Raw genomic sequence first — 21161 nt, forward strand, 5'->3', positions numbered from 1 at the left:
GAAACAAACGTAGGAGCGAGCGCAGCTCGCGATGCGCCGCGCGGGCGGCGCTCGATCTACGCAACCCCGCAAAACTCAAGACGTACCTTACCCTTACAGCCCCTCCAGCTCGGCCATCAGGTCACTCAGCCGATCAATCTTCGCCTCATCCACCTCACGCCCCTGCAACCCACGCACATACTCGGCCAACTCCTCCACCGTGCTGCACTCGAACATCGCTCGCAGCGGCACGTTCAACTGCAACTGCTTCTGCACCCGCGAGGCAATCTGCGTGGCCAGCAGCGAATGGCCGCCCAGTTCGAAGAAGTTGTCTCGCACACCTACCCGCTCGGCTTTGAGCACATCGGCCCAAATAGCGGCTAGCACCCCTTCCAGTTCATCGCGCGGCGCCAGGTACGCCTGGCTGTGCTGGGCACCTATCTCGATGGCAGGCAATGCCTTGCGGTCGAGCTTGCCGTTGGCGTTGTGGGGCAGGCTGGCGAACCAGGCCCAGTGCAGTGGCACCATGTAGTCCGGGAGCTGTGCACGCAGACGCTGTTTGACCTGTTCCAGCAGCGCCCCATCGGCCTCGACGTCCTGATGGGCTACCAGGTAGCCAACCAAATGCTTGCCGTTGGGGCCTTCTTGTACCCCCACTGCTGCATCGCGAACCTCGGCCTGCTCGTGCAGGCGCGCCTCGATCTCACCCAGTTCGATGCGGTAGCCGCGAATCTTCACTTGGTGGTCGATACGCCCGACATACTCGAACACTCCGTTCGGGCGCTGCCGGGCCAGGTCCCCGGTACGGTACAGGCGCTCGCCAGGCGCTCCGTGCGGATGCGGGATAAAGGCCAGTGCCGTGCGCGCCGGATCGCCAACATAGCCGCGGCCCACGCCGGTGCCGGCAACGCACAACTCGCCCACTGCCCCCAGGGGCACCAGGGCCTGATCATCGCCGTACAGGTAAAGGCGGTTGTTGTCAGTCGGTGTGCCGATGGGCAGGTAGCTGCCACGGGTCGATTCGCTGTCGACCCGGAAGAAGGCCACGTCGTCGGAGCACTCAGCCGGCCCGTAGGCGTTCACCAGGCCTATCTGCGGGTAACGTCGCAGCCATTGCGCCGCCAGCTCCGGCGGCATCGCCTCGCCGGTGGGCAACATCCAGCGCAGGCCATCGAGCGCCTGGTGGTCGTTGGCCAGCATGCCTTGGATCAGCGAAGGCACGCTTTCCAGGACGGTGATGCCAGTGGCCTGCACGTGGGCCAGCAATGCGTGTGGGTCATGGGCGATGGCGTTGGGCACGATCTGCACCCTGGCTCCGAACAACGGCGCGGCCAGGAACTGCCAAACCGAGATGTCGAAGCTTTGCGATGCGGTCTGGGCGATCACGTCGTGCGCGCTCAACGCCAGGTACGGCACCTTGCTCAACTGGTTGTTGAGCATGCCGCGCTGCTCGACCATCACACCCTTGGGCAGCCCGGTGGACCCGGAGGTGTAGATCACGTAGGCCAGGTTGTCCGGCCCACTGTGAATGCCTGGGTTGTGGCTGGCGATGCTGCTGCCCTGCACCTCTTCCCACACCAGCAACTGCGGCCGTGGCACATCGACCAGCTCATCCAGTAACTGGCGAGCCTGCGCGGCGCAGCCCGCGCTACACACCAATACCGGCGTGCGGCTGAGCGCGACGATGCGCTGCAGGCGCGCCGACGGCAGGCTTGGATCCAGAGGCAGGTAGCCGGCGCCGGCCTTGAAGCTGCCGACGATCATGCCCAGCAACGGCAAGCCGCGCTCGGCCAGCAAGGCAACAGGCTGGTCGACGGCCACACCCGCCGCGACCAAGGCGTGGCCGAGGCGGTTGGCCGCCTGGTTCAGCCCCGCATAGTCATAGGAGGCGTCCAGGCAACGGGCTACGATGCGCTCAGGATGGGCAGCGACCTGCGCTTCGAACAGGGCCACATAGCTTTGCGCCAAGGGGTAGTCACGCTGGGTGCGGTTGCAGCTTTCCAGCAGCAAGCGCTGTTCCTCCTCGCTCAGCAACGGCAACTCGCTCATCTGCCCCTCGAAGCCCTGCACCAGGGCCAGCAGCAGGCGCTTGAACTCGGCCAGCAAGCGCTCGACGGTGGCGTAGTCGAAGTAGCGCTGGTCGAACGACAGGTGCAGCCCCAGGTCATCGCCTGGATAGCACACCGCCGTCAGCGGGAAGTTGGTGTGTGTACGGCCCGAATCGGAGCTGGCATTGAGGTGCTGGGCATGGTCGAGCACCGCAGTTTCAACCGGCGCATTCTCGAACACGAACAGGCTGTTGAACAGCGGTTGCCCCTTGGGCAGCTCGCTGCACTCCTGAATCGCCACCAGCGGCAGGTACTCGTACTCGCGCAGTTCCATGTTGCGCTCGAGTACGCCGTGCAACCACTGGCGCACTGTGCAGCGCTGGCCAGGCTCGGGCAGTTGCACACGCAAGGCGATACTGTTGATGAACAGGCCAACCGTACGCTGCATTTGCGGCATGCTCACCGGGCGCCCGGCTACGGTCACGCCGAAGGCGACGTCACGATCGCCACTGTAGCGCGACAACACCAGCGCCCAGGCCGCCTGGGCGAACGTATTGATGGTCAGTTGGTGAGCCTGTGCCAGTTCACGCAGGCGCACTCCGTCGCTGATCTGCAGGCGCGTGTAGCAGTCGCCTACCACCATGCCGTCACCGGCGTGGTCGTTGCGCAGCGGACGGTCGCTGGGCAGCGCCGTGGCGCGCTCGAAGCCGGCCAGGTTGGCCAGCCACCAGGCGCGTGCCTGGTCCAGGTCCTGACGTTGCAGCCAACCGATATAGTCGCGATAGCGCGGCGGCACCGGCAACTGCGCCTGGCGGCCTTCGCCCAGCGCCTGGTACAACACGAAGAAATCGTTCATCAACAGTGAACGGCACCAGGCATCGATGAGGATGTGGTGGTTGCTCATCATGAACCAGTAACGCTCGTCAGCGACCCGCACCAGGCGCAAGTGGAACGGCGCCTCCTGCAGCAGGGCAAAGCCCGCCTCCCGCTCCTGCTTGTGCAAGGCTTGCAGGCGCGCCTCCTGGGCCGCCTCATCGAGGCCGCGCCAGTCCTGATAGTCCACCGGGGTGTTGCCCGGCTTGTGGATGATCTGCAGCATCGTCTGGCCGGCGTTCCAGCTGAACGATGCGCGCAACGCTTCATGCCGTGCCACCACGGCTTGCCAGGCCTTGGCGAAACGCTCAGGGTCCAGGGCGCTGTTGATGCGGTAGCGGTCCTGCATGTAATACAAACCAGTGCCCGGTTCCAGCAGGGTATGCAGCAGCATGCCCTCCTGCATCGGCGTCAGCGGATAGACATCTTCAATTTGGCCAGCAGGCACGGGCAGTGCATCGATCTGCGCCTGGGTCAGATGGGCCAGAGGGAAGTCCGATGGCGTGAAGCTGCCATTGCCATCGACCAGGCAGTGGTCGATGAGTGCCAGCAGTTCCTGGCGGTAGGCCTCGGCCAACTGCGCGATGGTTCGCGCGTCGTAGCGTTCACGGCTGTAGGTCCAACGCAGTTGCAGGGCACCGCCGTAGACCTGGCCATCGACACTGAGCCAGTTGGGCAACGGCGCATCCAGATCATGAGCCAACCCGGCGGGGGCATCCAACGGCAGGAACAAGGCTGCCTCGTCGAACTGCTGGTCGAACTGGCCCAGGTAGTTGAAGGTGATGCGCGCCTGGGGCAGCGCCGCAAGGCGCTCGCGGCTGGCCGCATCGCCCAGGTAGCGCAGCACGCCGTAGCCCAGCCCCTTGTGTGGCACCTCACGCAATTGCTCTTTGATGCGTTTGAGCGAAGTGGCTCGCGCAGCATCGTCGTCACCGGCCTGTGGGTGCAGGCGCAGCGGGTAGGCATTGGTGAACCAGCCGACGCTGCGGGTCAGGTCCATGTCTTCGAACAGGCCATCACGGCCGTGACCTTCCAGCTGTATCAGTACTTGCTGATCACCGCTCCAGCGGCACAGCGTGCGGGCCAGCGCAGTCAGCAGCAGATCGTTGACCTGGGTGTGGTAAGCCGCCGGCGCCTGCTGCAGCAATTGCCGGGTCTGCTCAACGTCCAGGCCAATGGCCAGGGTGTCGGCATGCCGATTCAGGTTGCCACCCTGTGGGTGATCGCAGGGCAGTTCCTGGCGCACGCCGCCAAGCTGGCCTTGCCACCACCCCAGTTCGTCGCGTAGCGAATCACTGCCGGCGTAGCTGGCAAGTCGCGCGGCCCAGTCAGCCATGGCGTGGGTCTTGGCCGGTAGCGGCTGACCACGGTAAAGCGCCTGCAGATCTTCGAGCAACACACGCCAGGACACACCATCGACCACCAAGTGGTGGATCACCAGCAGCAGGCGCTGCGCGCCATGCCCGTCGGTGGCCAGCAAGGCGCGCAGCAGCGGGCCTTGTTCCAGGTTCAGGCTGCGTTGCACGTCGGTGTACAGCGCCTGGCAGTCAGCGAAATCGGCCACTGTAGCCGTCCACAGCAGCTTCTCGGCAGACGGCACGGCAAAAACGGCCTGGCGTTGACTGAAGCGCAGACGCAGGCTGTCATGGTGAGCCACCAGGCCGGCCAATGCTTGCTCGAATCTGGCGTGATCCAGCGGCTCGCGTACCTGAAGCAGCACTGCCTGGTTCCAGTGCTGGGGGTGCGGCAGGTCGCCGTCGAAGAACCAGTGCTGGATCGGCGTAAGGCCGCTGCGCCCAGTGCGTGGCCCTTGCTCGATGCTGCTCGGCGTTTCGCTGCGGCTGACTACGCTGGCCAGGGTCTGGATGGTCTGGTGTTGGAACAGGTCGCGAGGGGTGAATTGCAGGCCCAATTGACGCGCGCGGCTGACCACCTGAATCGACAGGATCGAGTCGCCGCCCAGCTCGAAGAAGTTGTCCTGCACACCGACCTGCGAAGCGTTGAGCACCTCGCGCCAGATTTGCGCCAATTGCTGCTCCAGCTCATTGGCCGGGGCCTGGTAATGCTGGCGGGCCTGCTCCAGGTCCGGTGCTGGCAATGCGCGGCGGTCGAGCTTGCCATTGCCCATCAGCGGCAGGCTTTCGAGCAGTACCCAATGCGCGGGCACCATGTAGTCCGGCAGATGCTGACGCGCATCGGCCTTGACCGCTTCACGCAGCCTGGCCTGCGCTTGGCTGTCGGCAGCGGCCTGTTTGCACACCAGGTAACCGACCAGTTGCTTGCCGCCCGTCAGGTCCAGGGCCAGAACCACTGCCTCGTCGACATCGGCATGCGCTTGCAGGCGGCTTTCGATTTCGCCCAGCTCGATGCGGAAGCCACGAATCTTCACCTGCTGGTCGGCGCGACCTACGTACTCCACCAAGCCATCGGCACGCAGGCGTACCAGGTCGCCCGTGCGGTACAGGCGCCCGCCGTCCCGGCTGAACGGGTCGGCGACAAAGCGCTCGGCACTCAGGCCAGGGCGGTCGTGGTAGCCCTGGGCCAGGCCGGCACCACCGATATAGAGCTCGCCGATGCCCCCTTGCGGCAGCAAGGCCAGGTCTTGATCGAGAATGTACGCCGTACGGGCACCGATCACTTGGCCGATCGGCACACTGCCTGCATCCTCAGGCATGCTCTGAGGCGCCAGGCACGCCAGCGGCATGACCACGGTTTCGGTGGGGCCATAGGCGTTGAAGAACTGCTGCGGGGCGAAGGCTTGTCGAATACGCTGCAGATGCTCGCCAGTCAATGCCTCGCCGCCCGTGATCACCAGCCGCACCGGCAGTTGCTCGCCCTGCCCGGCCAGGTACTGGGCCAACTGGCTGCCATAGCTGGGGGTGAAGCCGAGCACGCTCACCTGCTGCTCGCGCACCAGTTGGCAGATGTCTTCAGCACCCCACTGGCCTTGGGCACGCAGCACCACACGGGCGCCACACAACAACGGCACCAGCAGACGCTCACTGGCGGCGTCGAAGTTGATCGAGTAGAAGTGCAGCTCGCAGTCATCACTGCGCATGCCAAAGGCTTCGATCACTGCCTGGCAGTGCATGGCGATTTCCCCGTGGCTGACCACCACCCCCTTGGGCTTGCCGGTGGAACCAGAGGTGTAGATCAGGTAGGCCTGATGTTGCGGCAGGTTGAGGTTGTCCAGGGGCGTATCGCTGAAGGCCGACAGCTTCGCCGCATCGGCTTCCAGGCTCCAGCGGGCCACACCGCCAGGCAGCTCGCCAAGAGTTTCGAGCAACGCTTGCTGGCTCAGCAGCAGGCCGATGCGGCTGTCTTCGATCATGTAACGCAAACGGTCGAGCGGGTATTCAGGGTCCAGCGGCACATAGGCGCCACCGGCCTTGAGGATGGCCAGAAGGCCGACCACCATTTCCAGCGAGCGCTCCAGTGCCAGGCCTACGCGCACTTGTGGGCCGACTCCCCGCTCGCGCAGCGCCCGGGCCAGGCGGTTGGCCTGCCGGTCGAGTTCGGCATAGGTCAGGTGCTGGCCAGCGAAGGTCAGCGCCCCGGCGTGCGGGGTACGCGCAGCTTGGGCGGCGAACAGGCCGTGAATTGTCTGGTCGAGGGGCATGTCCTGCTCACCCTGCAACTGGCCGATCAGTACCTGCTGTTCGGCAACCGCCAACATCGGCAGCTCGCACAGCCTCTGCTGCGGATTGTCGAGCAGCCCCGCCAGCAGCTGTTGCCAATGCTCGGCCATACGGGCAATGCGCGGCTCGTCGAACAGGTCGCGGCTGTAGGTCAGGCAGCAGCCCAGGCGACCATCCAGGTCAGTGACCTCCAGGTACAGGTCGAACTTGGTGGCGCTGGCGTCGTTGACCAGGTAATCCACCTGCATGCCGGCCAGTGTCCGACTCTGCTGGAAGGCCCAGCGCTGCACGTTGCACATCACCTGGAACAGCGGATTGTAAGCACTGCTGCGCGGGGGCTGCAGGGCCTCCACCAACTGGTCGAACGGCAGGTCCTGGTGCGACTGGCCCTCGATGGCGGCCTGGCGTACGTGCTCCAGCAACGCGCCAGCCGTCATTTGCCCGTCTACTTCGCAGCGCAATACCTGGGTGTTGAGGAAGGCGCCGATCAGGCCTTCGCTTTCCGGGCGGATGCGGTTGGCCACCGGGGCGCCGATGCGCAGGTCACGTTGGCCACTGTAACGGTGCAGCAGTGCAGCCAGCGTGGCGGTCATGGTCATGAACAGGGTCAGCCCACGCTCGTTGTTGAAAGCGTGCACGCGGGCGACCAGCGCTGGGTCCAGGTCGAAACGGTACAGCGCGCCACGATGGCTTTGCACCGCCGGGCGCGGGCGGTCGGTGGGCAGTGCCAGTACCGGGTGTTCATCACCCAGGCGGTTCTTCCAGTAGGCCAGCTGGCGCGCGCCCTCACCGCTTTCCAGCCATTGTCGTTGCCACACGCTGTAGTCCAGGTATTGCACCGGCAGCGGCGCCAAGGGCGAATCGCGGTCATCGACGAAGGCTTCATAGAGCTCGCCCAGTTCGCGGGCGAAGATGTCCATGGCCCAGCCTTCGGTGACGATGTGGTGCAAGGTCAGCACGAAGAAGTGCTCACGCTCCTGGGTCTTGGCCAGGCAGGCGCGCAGCAGCGGGCCTTGCTCCAGATCGAATGGCTGGTGGGCCTGGTCATCGGCCAGTTGTTGCAAGCGCTGTTGACGGGTATCGGGTGGCAAGGCACTGAAGTCCTGCCAGTCCAGCTGCAGGCCACTGTCGTCAAACACGCATTGGTAGGGCACGCCATCGATGCTTGGGAAGGTGGTGCGCAGGGTTTCGTGGCGCACGATCAGCGCCTGCAATGCACGCTCGAAGGCGTCTACATGTAGGGTACCGCGCAGGCGCGCCATGCCGCCGACGTTGTAGGCCGGGCTGTCCGGCTCCATTTGCCAGAGGAACCACATGCGCTGCTGCGAATACGACAACGGCACGGCCTGACGGCGGTCGACACGCTCGATTTCGCCTTGCAGGTTGCGCTCGCCGGCGGCGCGGATGCGTGCGATCTGGGCACAGAACGCGCCCAGCTCGCTGGCTTCAAACAAGGCCTTGAGCGGCAGCTCGACGTCACAAGCCTGGCGGCTGCGGGAGACGATCTGGGTGGCCAGCAGCGAGTGTCCGCCCAGGGCGAAAAAGTCGTCCTGCAGGCCGACACGCGGCAGGTTCAGCACCTCACGCCAAATGGCAGCGACCTGCTGTTGCAGTTCGGTTTTTGGCTCGACGTGTTCGCGTTGTTGCCACACCGGGGCCGGCAGCGCCTTGCGGTCGACTTTGCCGCTGGGGCCCAGTGGCATCTGTGCCAGCGCAATGAGTTGCGCCGGTACCATGTAGGCGGGCAGTTGTTCAGCCAGCACCGCCAGCAACTCGGCGGGCTGAGCATTGCCGCTGTAGTAGCCGACCAGTTGCGCGCCGACGGCATCCTTGTGAATCAGTACCAGTGACTGCTCGACACCGGCCTGGGCCAACAGGCAGGCCTGTACTTCTTCAGGCTCGACACGGAAGCCGCGCACCTTCACCTGCTGGTCGAGGCGACCTAGGTACTCCAGGGCCTCAAGCTGAACCTGCCAGCGGGCGCGGTCGCCGCTGCGGTAGAGGCGTTCGCCATTACCGTCGGCCTGGGGCACGAAGCGTTCGGCAGTAAGGCCTGGGCGGCCCAAATAGCCACGGGCCAGGCCTGCGCCACCGAGGTACAGCTCGCCCGGTACGCCGGGGGCCGTCAGCTCCAGCTCATCGTCCAGCACGCGGCACAGCACATTGCCCAACGGGCGGCCGATGGGCGAGCGCTCGCCATCGGCCACCTGGCAGTGCCAGTGGGTGACGTTGATGGCGGTTTCGGTCGGGCCATAGCGGTTGTGCAGTTGCACCTGCGGTAGCACTTGCAACACGCGGTCGCGCAAGGCGGCAGACAGTGCTTCGCCGCCCGAGAACACGCGGCGCAAGCTGTTACAGGCGAGCACCTGGGGCTCCTGGACGAACACTTGCAGTAGCGGCGGCACGAAGTGCAGCGTGGTCACGCCATGGGCCTGCACCAGCGCAGCGATGCGCTGCGGGTCGCGGTGCTCGCCGGGGCCGGCCAGTACCAGCTTGCAACCAACGACCAGCGGCCAGAAGCATTCCCATACCGATACGTCGAAGCTGATCGGCGCCTTCTGCATCAGTACGTCGCTGTCATCGAGCGCATAGCAGGCCTGCATCCACTGCAAGCGTTCTGCCAGTGCCGCATGGGTGTTGCCCACGCCTTTGGGCTGGCCAGTGGAGCCGGAGGTGTAGATCACGTAGGCCAGATTGTCGCCGTGCAAATGCAGGCCCGGTGCCTGGCTTGGCCAGCTGTCCAGGTGCAGTTGGTCGAGGGCGATGGCACTGACGCCATTGAGCTGCGGCAATGTGCCGAGCAGGCTGCTGTGGCTGAGCAATAGGCTGGCCTGGCAATCGCCAAGCATATACGCCAGGCGCTCAGCCGGGTAATCGACATCCAGCGGCACATAGGCACCGCCAGCCTTGAGGATGGCCAGCAGGCCGACCAGTAATTGTGGCGACCGCTCAACGGCGATGGCCACGCAAGTGTCGGGGCCGACGCCTTTATCGCGCAGATAATGCGCCAGGCGGTTGGCCTGCTGATGCAACTCGGCGTAGCTGAGGCTGCCGCCCTCCCAGACCAGTGCGATGCGCTCCGGGGTCAACCGGGCCTGTTCGTTGAGCTGCTCGACCAGCAGGCGCTGCGGGGTCGGCGCAGGTGCTTCACCCCAGGCCAGCAGTTGCTGGCGAGCCTGCTCATCCAGCAGTTGAACGTCGCCCAACGGCAGGTGCGGCTGGGCACAGACTTGCTCGAGCAGTGCCAGCAGATGCTGGGCCAGACGCTTGACGGTGCTGGCTTCGAACAACTCGGCGGCATAGTCGAAAGCCAGGCTCAGGCGGCCCTGGTGGTCCTCTTCACTGTGCAATTGCAGGTCGAACTTGGCTTCGCGACTGTGCCACGGCAGCTCCTCGGCCAACAGGCCCGGCAGGCGGCGCAAGGCCGACAGGTCGCGCTGCTGGTGGTTGAACATGACCTGGAACAGGCCCTGTTCCCGCGCTTGAGGCAAGGCTTCGAGCAACTGCTCGAACGGCAGGTCCTGGTTGGCCTGGGCGTCGAGGGTCGCACCGCGCACCTGGGCCAGCAACTGCGTGAACGGCAGGCGGCCATTGAGCTGCGCACGCAGTACCTGAGTGTTGATGAAGAAACCGACCATGCCTTGGGTTTGCTGGCGCGGGCGGTTGGCGTTGGGCACGCCAACGCGGATGTCACCCTGGCCGGTATAGCGGTGCAACAGGCATTGCCAGGCAGCCAGCAGGACCATGAACAGGCTGGCCTGCTGTTCGCGCGCCAGGCCCTTGAGGGCATCGCCCAGCTTGGCCGGCACTTTCACGCTCAGCCGCTCGGCACGGTGCTCACGCAGGCTGGAGCGCGGCAGGTCCGGATGCAGGTCGAGCACTGGCGAGGTTTCGCCCAGGGCGGCTTTCCAGTGTGCCAGCTGGCGCTCACCCTCGCCCGCGGCCAGCCATTGACGCTGCCAGGTGCCGTAGTCGGCATAGCCCAGGGTCAGCGTCGCCAGCTTGGCGTCCAGGCCCTGGCAACGGGCGGCATACAGTTTGGCGAACTCGTCGAGCAGAATGTTCAGCGACCAGCCATCGGCAACGATGTGATGCAAGGTCACCCAAAGCTGGTGGTCTTCGTCATCCAAATGCACCAAGGTCACCCGCAACAATGGCCCTTGGGTCAGATCGAAGGGTTGCATGGCCTCCTGCTCCCGGCGCGTGGCAACCCGCTCAGCTTCCACGCCTTGCAAGTCCAGGCGCTGCAAAGTGAACGGATGAGCTGGCAAAACGCGCTGCAAGGCCTGGCCATCTTGCTCGCTGAATACCGTGCGCAGCGCTTCGTGACGGTCCACCAGCGCCTGGAAAGCGCCCTCAAGTGCAGCTTCATCCAGTTCACCGCGCAGGCGCAGCCCAGCGGGAATGTTGTAGGCCGCAGACTGCGGTTGAAGTTGCCAGGTCAGCCACAAACGGTTCTGTGCCAACGACTGTGGCAACGCCTGTGTCCGGCTCAGTGCAGCGATGGCGCCGGGGGCACCAGCACCTCTGCCGAGCATGGCCGCTACGCGTGCGCTGTACTCGGCTAGCGTTGGAGCTTCGAACAAGGTCCGTAGGCTCAGCTCGATCGCCAGCTCTTCGGCCAGGCGTGCAGTGACTTGGGTGGCGGCGATGGAATTGCCGCCCAGCAGCAGGAAGTGATCGTCAGCGGCAACGGCTTGGACCTTGAGCACTTCGCGCCAGATGCCGGCGACACGCTCCTGCACGTCGTCGCTCGGCGCCGCGCAAGCAGATGGCTCGGCAGCCATCGGGAAGCGTGCATAGCAGTCAAGGGTGCCATCAAGCATACGCAGCCGGCAGGCCGAGCGCTGCAGCTTGCCACTGGAGGTCTTTGGCAGAGCGCCTGGGTTGAGCAGCAGAACCACGGCCGGCGCCTGGCGACAGGCATCGGCGATGACGTGGCGCAATGATTTGATCAATGCCTGGGGTTCGACAGCCCGCTGCACGTTGCGGCTGACCTCCACCGCTACGCCGATACCCTCCTCTCCCTGATCAGTCACGGCAAATACCGCCACGCGCCCCTTGCGCAGGCCTTCTACCTCACGCTCAAGGGTCTTCTCCACGTCTTGCGGGTACAGGTTCTGGCCGCGAACGATCAGCATGTCCTTCAGGCGCCCTGTGACGAATACCTCACCCTCACGCATGAAGCCAAGGTCACCGGTACGCAGCCAGGTCTGGCCATCCATCTGCACGAAGGTGCGCGCCGTGGCTTCTGGGTTGCGCCAGTAGCCCAGGGCGATGCTCGGCCCACTTGCCCAGATCTCCCCCACATGGTTGTCGGCCAGCACCTTAAGGTGCTGTGGCTCGACGATGCGCACCCCATGGCCCGGTTGGGGGTAGCCGCAGCTCATCAGCACGCTGCCATTGCCGGCTTCGACGCGGTTGGCGGCGAGCGCCTCGGCGTCCAGCGCCAAGGCACCGATACCTTGGCCGCGTCGGCTGCCACTGACGAACAAGGTGGCTTCGGCCAAGCCATAGCTGGCAAAGAAGCTGCTCGGCTGAAAACCGCACGCGGCGAAGCGCTCGGCAAAGCTAGCCAGGCTGTCCTGACGGATAGGCTCGGAACCGGAATACGCCACCCGCCAGCGGCTCAGATCCAGCCCGGCCAGGGCAGCCTCGCTGACCCGTTCGCTGCACAGCCGGTAGGCAAAATCCGGCCCGCCGCTGATGGTGCCGCCGTACTCGCTGATCGCCTGCAACCAGCGCAGCGGCCGAGCCAGGAAGTAGCTCGGCGACATCAGCACACAGGGCACGCCACTGAAAATCGGCTGCAGCAGCCCGCCGATAAGACCCATGTCGTGGTACAGCGGCAGCCAGCTGACGATCACATCGTCAGGGTTGAGGTCAATGCCAAAGCCCGCGCGGATCAACTGCTCGTTGGCCACCAGATTGCCGTGGCTTACCTGCACGCCTTTGGGCAGCGCGGTCGAGCCGGAGGTGTATTGCAGGAAAGCGATGTCATCGGCCTGCAACACAGGTGCCTGCCAGCCATCGGCCAAGGCCGGGTCCAGCTGATCCACCGCCAGCAGCTCGGGGGCCTTGTCGCCGCTCAACGCCTCAAGCCCTAGCAGACTGTCGTGCAACGCCGAGACGGTCAGCAACAGGCGCGGCTCGGCATCATCGATGATCGACACCAGGCGCTCTTGGTGATGGGTGCGTGAGGACTCTGGTGGATAGGCAGGCACGGCAATGATGCCAGCGTACAGGCAACCGAAGAACGCCGCGACGTAATCCGGGCCACTGGGGAACAGCAGCACCGCCCGCTCGGCAAACCCGGCACGGGCCTGCAACGCCGTAGCGATGGTGCGCGCACGGGTATCCAGGTCGCGATAGCTGAGCACGGCCTGCTCGCCTGGGGTGTCGGCCAGAAAACGCAGGGCGATGCGATCCGGGGTCAGCGCGGCGCGTTGCGCCAGGGCCTGGACCAGCGAGAGCGGGAGTTCGAAGGCGTCCGTCATGGGGGTTCCTGCCAGTGTCTGGTGAGTCGGGCTGGCTGCCACGCATTGGGTCGGCGGGCAGCTGCAGCGGCCGGATGTACACAGGTGAACGGATGGGCGCACCAGGAAATTAGCGCCTTAAGTGGCGGCAGGGGGTGAACTGCATCACGCGGATCGGCTTAGAACTGAAACTAATAGAAACTCATTAACTTTCGTATTTGACAATCATTATCATTATGAATAGCTTGTCGCACGTCGTAGGCAGCCCCCCTGGGTGGGCTCCTTCCCCTCCGAGACAAGGTGATTTCCATGGCGGAACAACTATCCACAAGTAAGTGCGATTCACCCCTGCTCCAGGCATTCGTCGACAACCGCAGCATTCTGGTCAAGATCGCAGCCCGCATCACCGGCTGTCGCTCGCGCGCCGAAGACGTGGTGCAAGATGCCTTTTTCCGGCTTAGCGCCGCCCCACAGATCACTTCCTCGTTCAAGGCGCAGCTCAGCTATCTGTTCCAGATCGTGCGCAATCTGGCCATCGACCATTACCGCAAGCAGGCCATGGAGCTGAAGTATTCGGGTAGCGAAGAAGAAGGCCTGAACGTGGTCATTCCCAATGCCTCTCCTGAAGCTACGCATATCAACCTGGCGGCGCTGGAGCACATCGCCGAGGCGCTCAGCGAGCTACCTCAGCGCACCCGTTACGCGTTCGAGATGTACCGCCTGCATGGCGTGCCGCAGAAAGACATTGCCAAGGAGCTGGGGGTATCGCCCACTTTGGTCAACTTCATGATTCGCGATGCTTTGGTGCATTGCCGCAAGACCAGCAACCGGCAGGCCTGAAGCAGCGGCGCTGGCGTGCTCGCGGGTACATCCGCTCCATCAGGCCTGCGCGGGTTTTGCCCTAGGCGCCAACCTGTAGGAGCGGCTTCAGCCGCCAAGCAGGCGGCGCGAAATCAAGCCAGCTTGCAGTGATCGAAGAACCGCTCTCGCCCCAGGATCATCAGCGCCGCGCGCTTGTGGGGAAAATCGAACTCTTTTTCGCAATGAAAGCACTGGTCATGCATGTAGCCGATCATCCTGCCGTTGTCGGCACGCGGCTCTGCCACCACGCGCTGGGTACGAGGATCATCCAGGAACAGATAGTGCACCAGCGCCGATAACCAGCTGGCGACTTTGTGCGGGCCGCGGTGCGCTTCTTCTCCCACCAGCATGTGAATGCCCCGGTCGTAATCACCCGCTGCGTAGAACGGCGCGATGCGGTCTTCCTTGGCCCAGTACGCTTCGAAGTAGGCGAACGGCTGGTCATCGAAACAACCGATCAGGGTCAGGGCGTGGGGGTCGGCCTCAAGCTTGGCCAAGTACTGCCGGTGCTGCTCCAACGAGCCTGCCTCCTGCCAGAACTTCTCCACCCGCGGGTTGTTCTGCCAGCGATTGAACCGTTCCACGTCCTGGTCGATTTCCAAGGTGCGCAGCGATACCCATGCGCCCAGGCGTGCATCGAACCTGCGATACACCTCGCCACGCGGCTTGGGTGGCCGGCGCGGGTGGCGCTTGCCATCGCTGAGCTGCATGAGTTGCGGGTAGGCGTCACCTGTCGCAGTGCCCAGCCACGGCTGCGGCAACTGCCAGAACGATGCACGCTCGCACAACAATACGCCTGGCTGCTCGGTGGCCAGCAACAGGCCGCTGGCCAATGCTTCAGGCACACAGGCCACAGTGTGCAAAGCCAGGCGCTGGCGCGTGGGGTCACGCGACAGCAGCCAATAGCAGGCAGCCCACAGCGCCTGCATAGCTCGCTCCTGGCACAGCGAACGCACATGGGCGTGCAGGGTGTCGCCTGGCTCCAGGTGCAGCTGGATCAGAGGCCTGCCATCGAGGTTCAGGCGCAGCCAGCCATCGCCCTCCTCGGCCTTAAGGTTGTGCCAACGGGGTAAGGACAAAGGCTGCGAAGCGGCATCGAAGGGCATGGTCATGGCTCACGGCAAGATGAAAGAAAGGCTCACTGCTCAGGACGTGCCGGTGCCAGGGGAATTTAGTCGCTCGGGGTGGTGACGATGATCCGGTAGGGCCGGAAAATCCGCGCCAGTTCACCCGAGTCACGCAAGTCGCGCATCAGTTTGGCGAATTGGCGATCGCTGATGGGGGCATCAGGGCGAAGCAATGCGTAGTGGTGATAGACCTGGTCGACGCGCTGCGAGGCGACTAGCTGACTGACGCTTTCAGGGTTGCGGGCAAGGAAGTCACTCAGGTACGAGCGCGTCACCAAGGCGATGTCGGAGCGCCCGGCCTGGACCATGAGCAGGTTGCTGTCGTGTGAGTAGGTCAGCGTCGCGTTGTAAGCTCTGCGCAGGTAATTGGGGTCAGGGTTGAAGTTGGCGAAGGCGTAGTGGTAACCGTTGAACAGCGCCAGCCGCTTGCCTGCGAGGCTATCGAAGTAGTGCTGATCACCGGCGTTGGCTTGGCTGGCGACGAACACTTCGGCATCCTCAAGGCCCATGTCCACCGTCTGATGGGGAATTTGCTGCCAGCCCCATTCGGGGTTCTCGAAAATAGCCATATCGGTGCGTGCCTGCTGGAAGTCCCCAAAGCGCCGCTGAATGGACGTGGGCACCAGCACAAAGCGGTAGTCTTGCTGCAGGCGATTCAAGGCCTCGACCAGCTGCGGCAGCAGACCGGTATCGGCGCCTTGTTCCGGGCGGACGGTATAGGGCGGGAAATGTGCGGCGCCAATCTTCACATCGATAGCGTCGCCAGCCCATGCTGGCTCTGCCAGCCAAGTTGCAGCCAGCATCAACAGTGTTGCAATTGCCTTCAGGCTGGGCGCGGGAGTCAAAGCGGACACTCTTAACGGTTCTTACCTGGATGCGCTTAAGCTAGGCGTTTTCCCGATACGGCACAACTGCTGGTTGCGCCAAAGTGAGGGCATTTTGCCAGTGGATGCTATGTAGCCAGACATTGGCTACGCTGCTTTGGCATGTATGGCGAGGGAGCCTGGTATGGGCCATTGGTTGGTGATCGACCTGGAAGCCACCACCGATGATGGTGGCTGGCCGGTCACGGAGATGGAAATCATTGAAATCGGCGCCAGCCTGGTGACCCGCGAAGGCCGCGAAGTGGACCACTTCCAGCGCTTCGTGCGGCCCCGGCGGCGGCCGCAGCTGACCTCGTTCTGCCGGGAGCTGACGCACATCAGCCAGGCCGAGATCGACAGTGCCGCAGCCTTCCCCGAGGTGTGGGGGCGTTTCGAGCGCTGGCTGGAGCACCATCGTGGGCAACTGCAGGCCTGGGTCAGCTGGGGTGATTACGACCGCCAGCAACTGCTGCAGGAGTGGCGCCAGCATGCGCTCGACAGCCTGTTGCGCGAACTGCCGCACATCAACCTCAAGCAGCGCTTCGCCAAGGCCCGCCATCTGCAGCGCCCGACCGGGCTCAATGGCGCGCTGCAACTGGCAGGCATGCACTTCTGTGGGCAGCAGCACCGCGCCCTGGAAGACGCGCGCAATACCGCCCGCCTGCTGCCCTTGAGCCTGCCGGCCAATGGCCCCTGAAAGCAGATGACGGGGGCAAAGGGCTTGGGCATACTGGCCAGCCCTTTTTCACCCCTATTCTTTCAGGAGTCGCCCCATGTTCCAGGTCAATGAGTACTTCAACGGCAGCGTCAAGTCGGTCGCCTTCACTGGCGAAGAAGGCCCTGCCACCGTGGGTGTGATGGCCCCGGGCGAATACGAGTTCGGCACCGCCAAGCGCGAAATCATGCATGTGGTTTCCGGCGCCCTGACCGTGAAGCTGCCAGGTAGCGACAACTGGGAAACCTTCAAGGCTGGCGACAAATTCAACGTGCCGGCCGACAGCAAGTTCCAGCTGCAGGTGAAAGTCGATACCGCCTACCTGTGCGAATACCGCGACTAAGCGCCGGCCTGCACTGGCCTTTTCGCGGGTGAACCGGCTTCTACAGGCGATCGCAGCAATCCTGTAGCAGCCGGTTCACTTGCGAAGCCTTCAGCCCCGCCCCTTCAGGAAATCCGCCACTTTTTCGGCCGCTGCCTGCATGTGCTGCGCATGGCTGAACCCGGAAGCCTTCAGCGGCTTCAAGTCGTGATCCCCCGCCACCAGCCAGCTCACCTGTATCGACGGTGACAGCGCATACCCCCCAACAGCTTCACGATTACCCAGCGCATCCCGCTCGCCCTGCATGATCAGCGTGCGGGTCTTGAGCGCGGCCAGGTGCTCGACCCTGGGCTTGAGGGGTTTGCCCACGGCATAGAATGGATACCCCAGGCACACCAGTGCATCGGCTCCCAACTCGTCGGCCAGCAAGCTCGCCATGCGCCCGCCCATCGACTTGCCGCCAATGGCCAGCCTGCCCGTGACCAATGGTCGCACCTGCTGATAAACGTGGCGCCAGCAGTCCAGCAAAACCGCCTGCGGGTTGGGCGGCCGCTTGCCACCGCCGCTACGCCTCTGGGCCATATAGGGGAACTCGAAGCGCACGACCCCGACCCCAAGCGCCGCCAGCCTTTGCGCCATGTCGTTCATGAAGTCGCTGTCCATCGGTGCGCCGGCACCATGAGCCAGAATCAGGCACACCGATTCATCACTGCGACCGCCATCGAGTGGTGGGTCGCAGTGCAAGCCTGGGACATTTCCAACCTGCCCCCATTGATCCCCGTCAATACAGGCACTACGCCCATTACTCATGCTTGCCTCGCTGTAAAGCCTGCCAAAATAACCGTGGATGGGAACCCATACATGAACACAACCAGCAGTACCGCCTATAACTACAAGGTGGTCCGCCAATTCGCCATCATGACGGTGGTGTGGGGAATCGTCGGGATGGGGCTCGGCGTATTCATCGCCGCCCAGCTCGCCTGGCCTTCCCTGAACTTCGACCTCCCCTGGACCAGCTTCGGCCGCCTGCGTCCCCTGCATACCAATGCAGTGATCTTCGCCTTCGGCGGCTGTGCGCTGTTCGCGACCTCCTATTATTCGGTGCAACGCACCTGCCAGACCACCCTCTTCGCGCCGGGCCTGGCGGCGTTCACCTTCTGGGGGTGGCAATTGGTGATCCTGCTGGCAGCCATTACCCTGCCGCTGGGCTACACCAGCTCCAAAGAATATGCCGAGCTGGAATGGCCGATCGACATTCTGATCACCATCGTCTGGGTGAGCTACGCCATCGTGTTCTTCGGCACGCTGATCAAGCGCAACACCAAGCACATCTATGTGGGCAACTGGTTCTTCGGGGCGTTCATCCTCACCGTAGCGATGCTGCACATCGTCAACAACCTGGAATTGCCGGTCAGCCTGACCAAGTCTTACTCGATCTACGCCGGGGCCACCGACGCCATGGTGCAATGGTGGTACGGCCACAATGCCGTGGGCTTTTTCCTCACGGCAGGCTTTCTGGGCATGATGTACTACTACGTGCCCAAACAGGCCGAGCGCCCGGTGTATTCCTATCGCCTGTCCATCGTCCACTTCTGGGCGCTGATCACGCTCTACATCTGGGCCGGCCCGCACCACCTGCACTACACCGCCCTGCCAGACTGGGCACAGTCGCTGGGCATGGTGATGTCGCTGATCCTGCTGGCGCCAAGCTGGGGCGGCATGATCAACGGCATGATGACCCTCTCGGGCGCCTGGCACAAACTGCGCAGCGACCCGATCCTGCGTTTTCTGGTGGTGTCGCTGGCGTTCTACGGCATGTCCACGTTCGAAGGCCCGATGATGGCCATCAAGACGGTCAACGCCCTGTCCCACTACACCGACTGGACCATTGGCCACGTACATGCCGGCGCCTTGGGCTGGGTGGCGATGATTTCCATTGGCGCGCTGTATCACACCCTCCCGAAAGTATTCGGCAAACAGCAGATGCACAGCATCGGCCTGATCAACGCGCACTTCTGGTTGGCGACCATCGGCACCGTGCTGTACATCGCCTCGATGTGGGTCAACGGCATCGCCCAAGGGCTGATGTGGCGTGCGGTAAACAGCGACGGCACGCTGACCTACTCGTTCGTGGAAACCCTGGTGGCCAGCCACCCAGGGTTCATCGTGCGCTTCGTCGGCGGCGCCATTTTCCTCAGCGGCATGTTCCTGATGGCCTGGAACACCTGGCGTACCGTGCGTTCGCCAGCGCTCGCCGCCGCCCCTGCGAATGCCCAGCTGGCTTGAGGAGACCTGCCTGATGAAACATGAAGTCATCGAGAAAAACGTAGGCCTCTTGGCCCTGCTGATGGTGTTCGCCGTGAGCATCGGCGGCCTGACCCAGATCGTCCCGTTGTTCTTCCAGGACGTTACCAACAAGCCGGTCGAGGGCATGAAACCTTACACCGCGCTGCAACTGGAAGGCCGCGATATCTACATCCGCGAAGGCTGCGTTGGCTGCCATTCGCAGATGATCCGACCGTTCCGCGCCGAAACCGAACGCTATGGCCATTATTCGGTGGCCGGTGAGAGTGTCTGGGACCACCCATTCCTGTGGGGCTCCAAGCGTACCGGGCCGGACCTGGCCCGCGTCGGCGGCCGCTACTCTGACGATTGGCACCGTGCGCACCTGTACAACCCGCGCAACGTGGTACCGGAGTCGAAGATGCCGGCCTACCCCTGGCTGGTGGCCGCAAAGGTCGACAACAGCCACACCGACACCAAGATGCGCACCCTGCGCACACTGGGCGTGCCATACACCGACCAGGACATTGCCGGGGCCCGTGACGCGGTCAAAGGCAAGACCGAGATGGACGCCCTGGTCGCCTACTTGCAGGTGCTGGGCACCGCTATCAAGAACAAGAGGTAACCCCATGGAAATCGATATCGGCATGATCCGTGGCCTGGGCACCTTGGTGGTGATGGTCGCCTTCATTGGCCTGTCGCTGTGGGTATTCAACCGTCGCCGCGACCATGATTTCGCCGAAGCGCGCCTGCTGCCCTTCGTCGACGACCGCCTGCCCCCTGCCGGGCAGGAACCTGCTGCCAAGACTGCGGCTGTGAGGAGCAAAGCGCAATGAGCACCTTTTGGAGTACCTATATCAGCGTACTGACCCTCGGCAGCCTGATCGGCCTGGCGTGGCTGCTGTTGTCGACCCGCAAGGGCCAGAGCAACAGCACCACTGACCAGACCATGGGGCACAGTTTCGATGGCATCGAGGAATACGACAATCCGCTGCCCAAATGGTGGTTCTGGCTGTTCGTTGGCACGTTGGTGTTCGGCGCCGGCTACTTGGTGCTGTATCCGGGCCTGGGCAACTGGAAAGGCATCCTGCCTGGCTATGAAAATGGCTGGACCGGCGCCAATGAATGGCAAAAGGAAATGGAAAAGGCCGACGCAAAGTTCGGCCCAATCTTCGCCAAGTACGCCGCCATGCCGGTCGAGGAGGTCGCCAAGGACCCACAAGCCCTGAAAATGGGCAGCCGCCTGTTCGCCTCCAACTGCTCGGTGTGCCACGGCTCGGATGCCAAAGGGGCGTATGGCTTCCCCAACCTGACCGACCAGGACTGGCGCTGGGGCGGTGATCCTGAAACCATCAAGGCCTCGATCATGAACGGCCGCCACGGCGTCATGCCTGCATGGGTGGAGGTAATCGGTGATCAGGGCGTGGCCGATGTTGCCGCCTTCGTGCTGACCAACCTGGACGGCCGCAGCCTGCCCGAAGGGGTCAAGGCCGACCCGGTCAAGGGCAAGGAAATCTTCGCCGGCAATTGCGTGGCCTGCCATGGGCCAGAGGGCAAAGGCACACCTGCCATGGGAGCGCCGAACCTTACCCACCCGCAGGCGTTCATCTATGGTTCGAGCTTTGCCCAGTTGCAGCAGACCATTCGCTACGGCCGCCAAGGGCAGATGCCGGCCCAGGCGGACATTCAAGGCAATGACAAGGTGCACTTGCTGGCAGCTTATGTGTATAGCCTGTCGCAGCCTGCTGTATCGCTCTCCGCCCAGTAACACCTCGGGGCCGTCCTGCGGCCCCACCCCCTCCTGCCCCCTTTCTTGCACCCCCTCCGAACACAACTAAGCTTGTTGCCTCAGTGGTGATCGCTGTGCAAACCGCGCAGCAGACAGGCTGCACAGCCCGACGCCACCGCAAAAAAAGCCTGACCGATCGATCAGAAAAAGTTGAAAAACGGTACACATTACAAATATTTATTTGTGT

11 protein-coding genes are annotated in these 21161 nt (G+C 63.7%); 7 read left to right on the forward strand and 4 right to left on the reverse strand.

Annotation, left to right across the window (positions count from 1 at the left end):
- Window positions 1–93: 93 nt before the first annotated feature.
- The gene (locus HU725_RS15355) at window positions 94–13035 is read right to left on the reverse strand and encodes a non-ribosomal peptide synthetase (RefSeq protein ID WP_186478443.1); all 12942 of its coding nucleotides are present in this window, start codon (window positions 13033–13035) and stop codon (window positions 94–96) included.
- Window positions 13036–13323: 288 nt separating this feature from the next.
- On the opposite strand from HU725_RS15355, the gene HU725_RS15360 reads away from it, so the two are divergent.
- On the forward strand, window positions 13324–13854 hold the full coding sequence (locus HU725_RS15360; protein ID WP_186478444.1) for an RNA polymerase factor sigma-70: 531 nt from the start codon (window positions 13324–13326) through the stop codon (window positions 13852–13854).
- Window positions 13855–13967: 113 nt separating this feature from the next.
- On the opposite strand, the gene HU725_RS15365 is transcribed toward HU725_RS15360, so the two are convergent.
- Both HU725_RS15365 and HU725_RS15370 read right to left on the reverse strand, forming a co-directional pair.
- Window positions 13968–14981 (reverse strand): GNAT family N-acetyltransferase, encoded by a 1014-nt coding sequence (locus tag HU725_RS15365; RefSeq protein ID WP_186478445.1) that lies wholly within the window; start codon window positions 14979–14981, stop codon window positions 13968–13970.
- Window positions 14982–15046: 65 nt separating this feature from the next.
- Window positions 15047–15847, reverse strand: a complete 801-nt coding sequence (locus tag HU725_RS15370) for a substrate-binding periplasmic protein (RefSeq protein ID WP_186478511.1) — start codon at window positions 15845–15847, stop codon at window positions 15047–15049.
- Window positions 15848–16010: 163 nt separating this feature from the next.
- On the opposite strand from HU725_RS15370, the gene HU725_RS15375 reads away from it, so the two are divergent.
- Complete coding sequence (locus HU725_RS15375; protein ID WP_060479567.1) at window positions 16011–16562, forward strand: 3'-5' exonuclease; 552 nt, start codon at window positions 16011–16013, stop codon at window positions 16560–16562.
- Window positions 16563–16638: 76 nt separating this feature from the next.
- Entirely contained in the window at window positions 16639–16923 is a 285-nt protein-coding gene (gene ppnP, locus HU725_RS15380; RefSeq protein WP_060479566.1) for a pyrimidine/purine nucleoside phosphorylase, read from the forward strand.
- 90 nt (window positions 16924–17013) lie between these two features.
- Here the strand turns inward: ppnP and HU725_RS15385 are convergent, their stop codons facing one another.
- Complete coding sequence (locus HU725_RS15385; RefSeq protein ID WP_186478446.1) at window positions 17014–17712, reverse strand: alpha/beta family hydrolase; 699 nt, start codon at window positions 17710–17712, stop codon at window positions 17014–17016.
- 51 nt (window positions 17713–17763) lie between these two features.
- On the opposite strand from HU725_RS15385, the gene ccoN reads away from it, so the two are divergent.
- From ccoN to ccoP, 4 genes are read left to right on the forward strand one after another with little or no spacing between them, the layout of a single operon-like run.
- Window positions 17764–19188 (forward strand): cytochrome-c oxidase, cbb3-type subunit I, encoded by a 1425-nt coding sequence (ccoN, locus tag HU725_RS15390; RefSeq protein WP_186478447.1) that lies wholly within the window; start codon window positions 17764–17766, stop codon window positions 19186–19188.
- Window positions 19189–19201: 13 nt separating this feature from the next.
- Window positions 19202–19810 (forward strand): cytochrome-c oxidase, cbb3-type subunit II, encoded by a 609-nt coding sequence (gene ccoO / locus HU725_RS15395; protein WP_060479563.1) that lies wholly within the window; start codon window positions 19202–19204, stop codon window positions 19808–19810.
- A gap of 4 nt (window positions 19811–19814) precedes the next feature.
- Complete coding sequence (locus HU725_RS15400; RefSeq protein WP_060479562.1) at window positions 19815–20021, forward strand: cbb3-type cytochrome oxidase subunit 3; 207 nt, start codon at window positions 19815–19817, stop codon at window positions 20019–20021.
- Complete coding sequence (gene ccoP / locus HU725_RS15405; RefSeq protein WP_060479561.1) at window positions 20018–20953, forward strand: cytochrome-c oxidase, cbb3-type subunit III; 936 nt, start codon at window positions 20018–20020, stop codon at window positions 20951–20953. Before HU725_RS15400 ends, ccoP begins: the two co-directional genes overlap by 4 nt.
- Window positions 20954–21161 lie beyond the last annotated feature (208 nt).

This window comes from Pseudomonas promysalinigenes (assembly GCF_014269025.2).
GTDB lineage: Bacteria > Pseudomonadota > Gammaproteobacteria > Pseudomonadales > Pseudomonadaceae > Aquipseudomonas > Aquipseudomonas promysalinigenes.

Excerpts from the sequence above, each read along its gene's own strand:
- HU725_RS15355 (WP_186478443.1), bottom strand. The coding sequence starts at position 13,035 with ATGACGGACGCCTTCGAACTCCCGCTCTCGCTGGTCCAGGCCCTGGCG.
- HU725_RS15360 (WP_186478444.1), top strand. The coding sequence starts at position 13,324 with ATGGCGGAACAACTATCCACAAGTAAGTGCGATTCACCCCTGCTCCAG.
- HU725_RS15365 (WP_186478445.1), bottom strand. The coding sequence starts at position 14,981 with ATGCCCTTCGATGCCGCTTCGCAGCCTTTGTCCTTACCCCGTTGGCAC.
- HU725_RS15375 (WP_060479567.1), top strand. The coding sequence starts at position 16,011 with ATGGGCCATTGGTTGGTGATCGACCTGGAAGCCACCACCGATGATGGT.
- ppnP (WP_060479566.1), top strand. The coding sequence starts at position 16,639 with ATGTTCCAGGTCAATGAGTACTTCAACGGCAGCGTCAAGTCGGTCGCC.
- HU725_RS15385 (WP_186478446.1), bottom strand. The coding sequence starts at position 17,712 with ATGAGTAATGGGCGTAGTGCCTGTATTGACGGGGATCAATGGGGGCAG.
- ccoN (WP_186478447.1), top strand. The coding sequence starts at position 17,764 with ATGAACACAACCAGCAGTACCGCCTATAACTACAAGGTGGTCCGCCAA.
- ccoO (WP_060479563.1), top strand. The coding sequence starts at position 19,202 with ATGAAACATGAAGTCATCGAGAAAAACGTAGGCCTCTTGGCCCTGCTG.
- HU725_RS15400 (WP_060479562.1), top strand. The coding sequence starts at position 19,815 with ATGGAAATCGATATCGGCATGATCCGTGGCCTGGGCACCTTGGTGGTG.
- ccoP (WP_060479561.1), top strand. The coding sequence starts at position 20,018 with ATGAGCACCTTTTGGAGTACCTATATCAGCGTACTGACCCTCGGCAGC.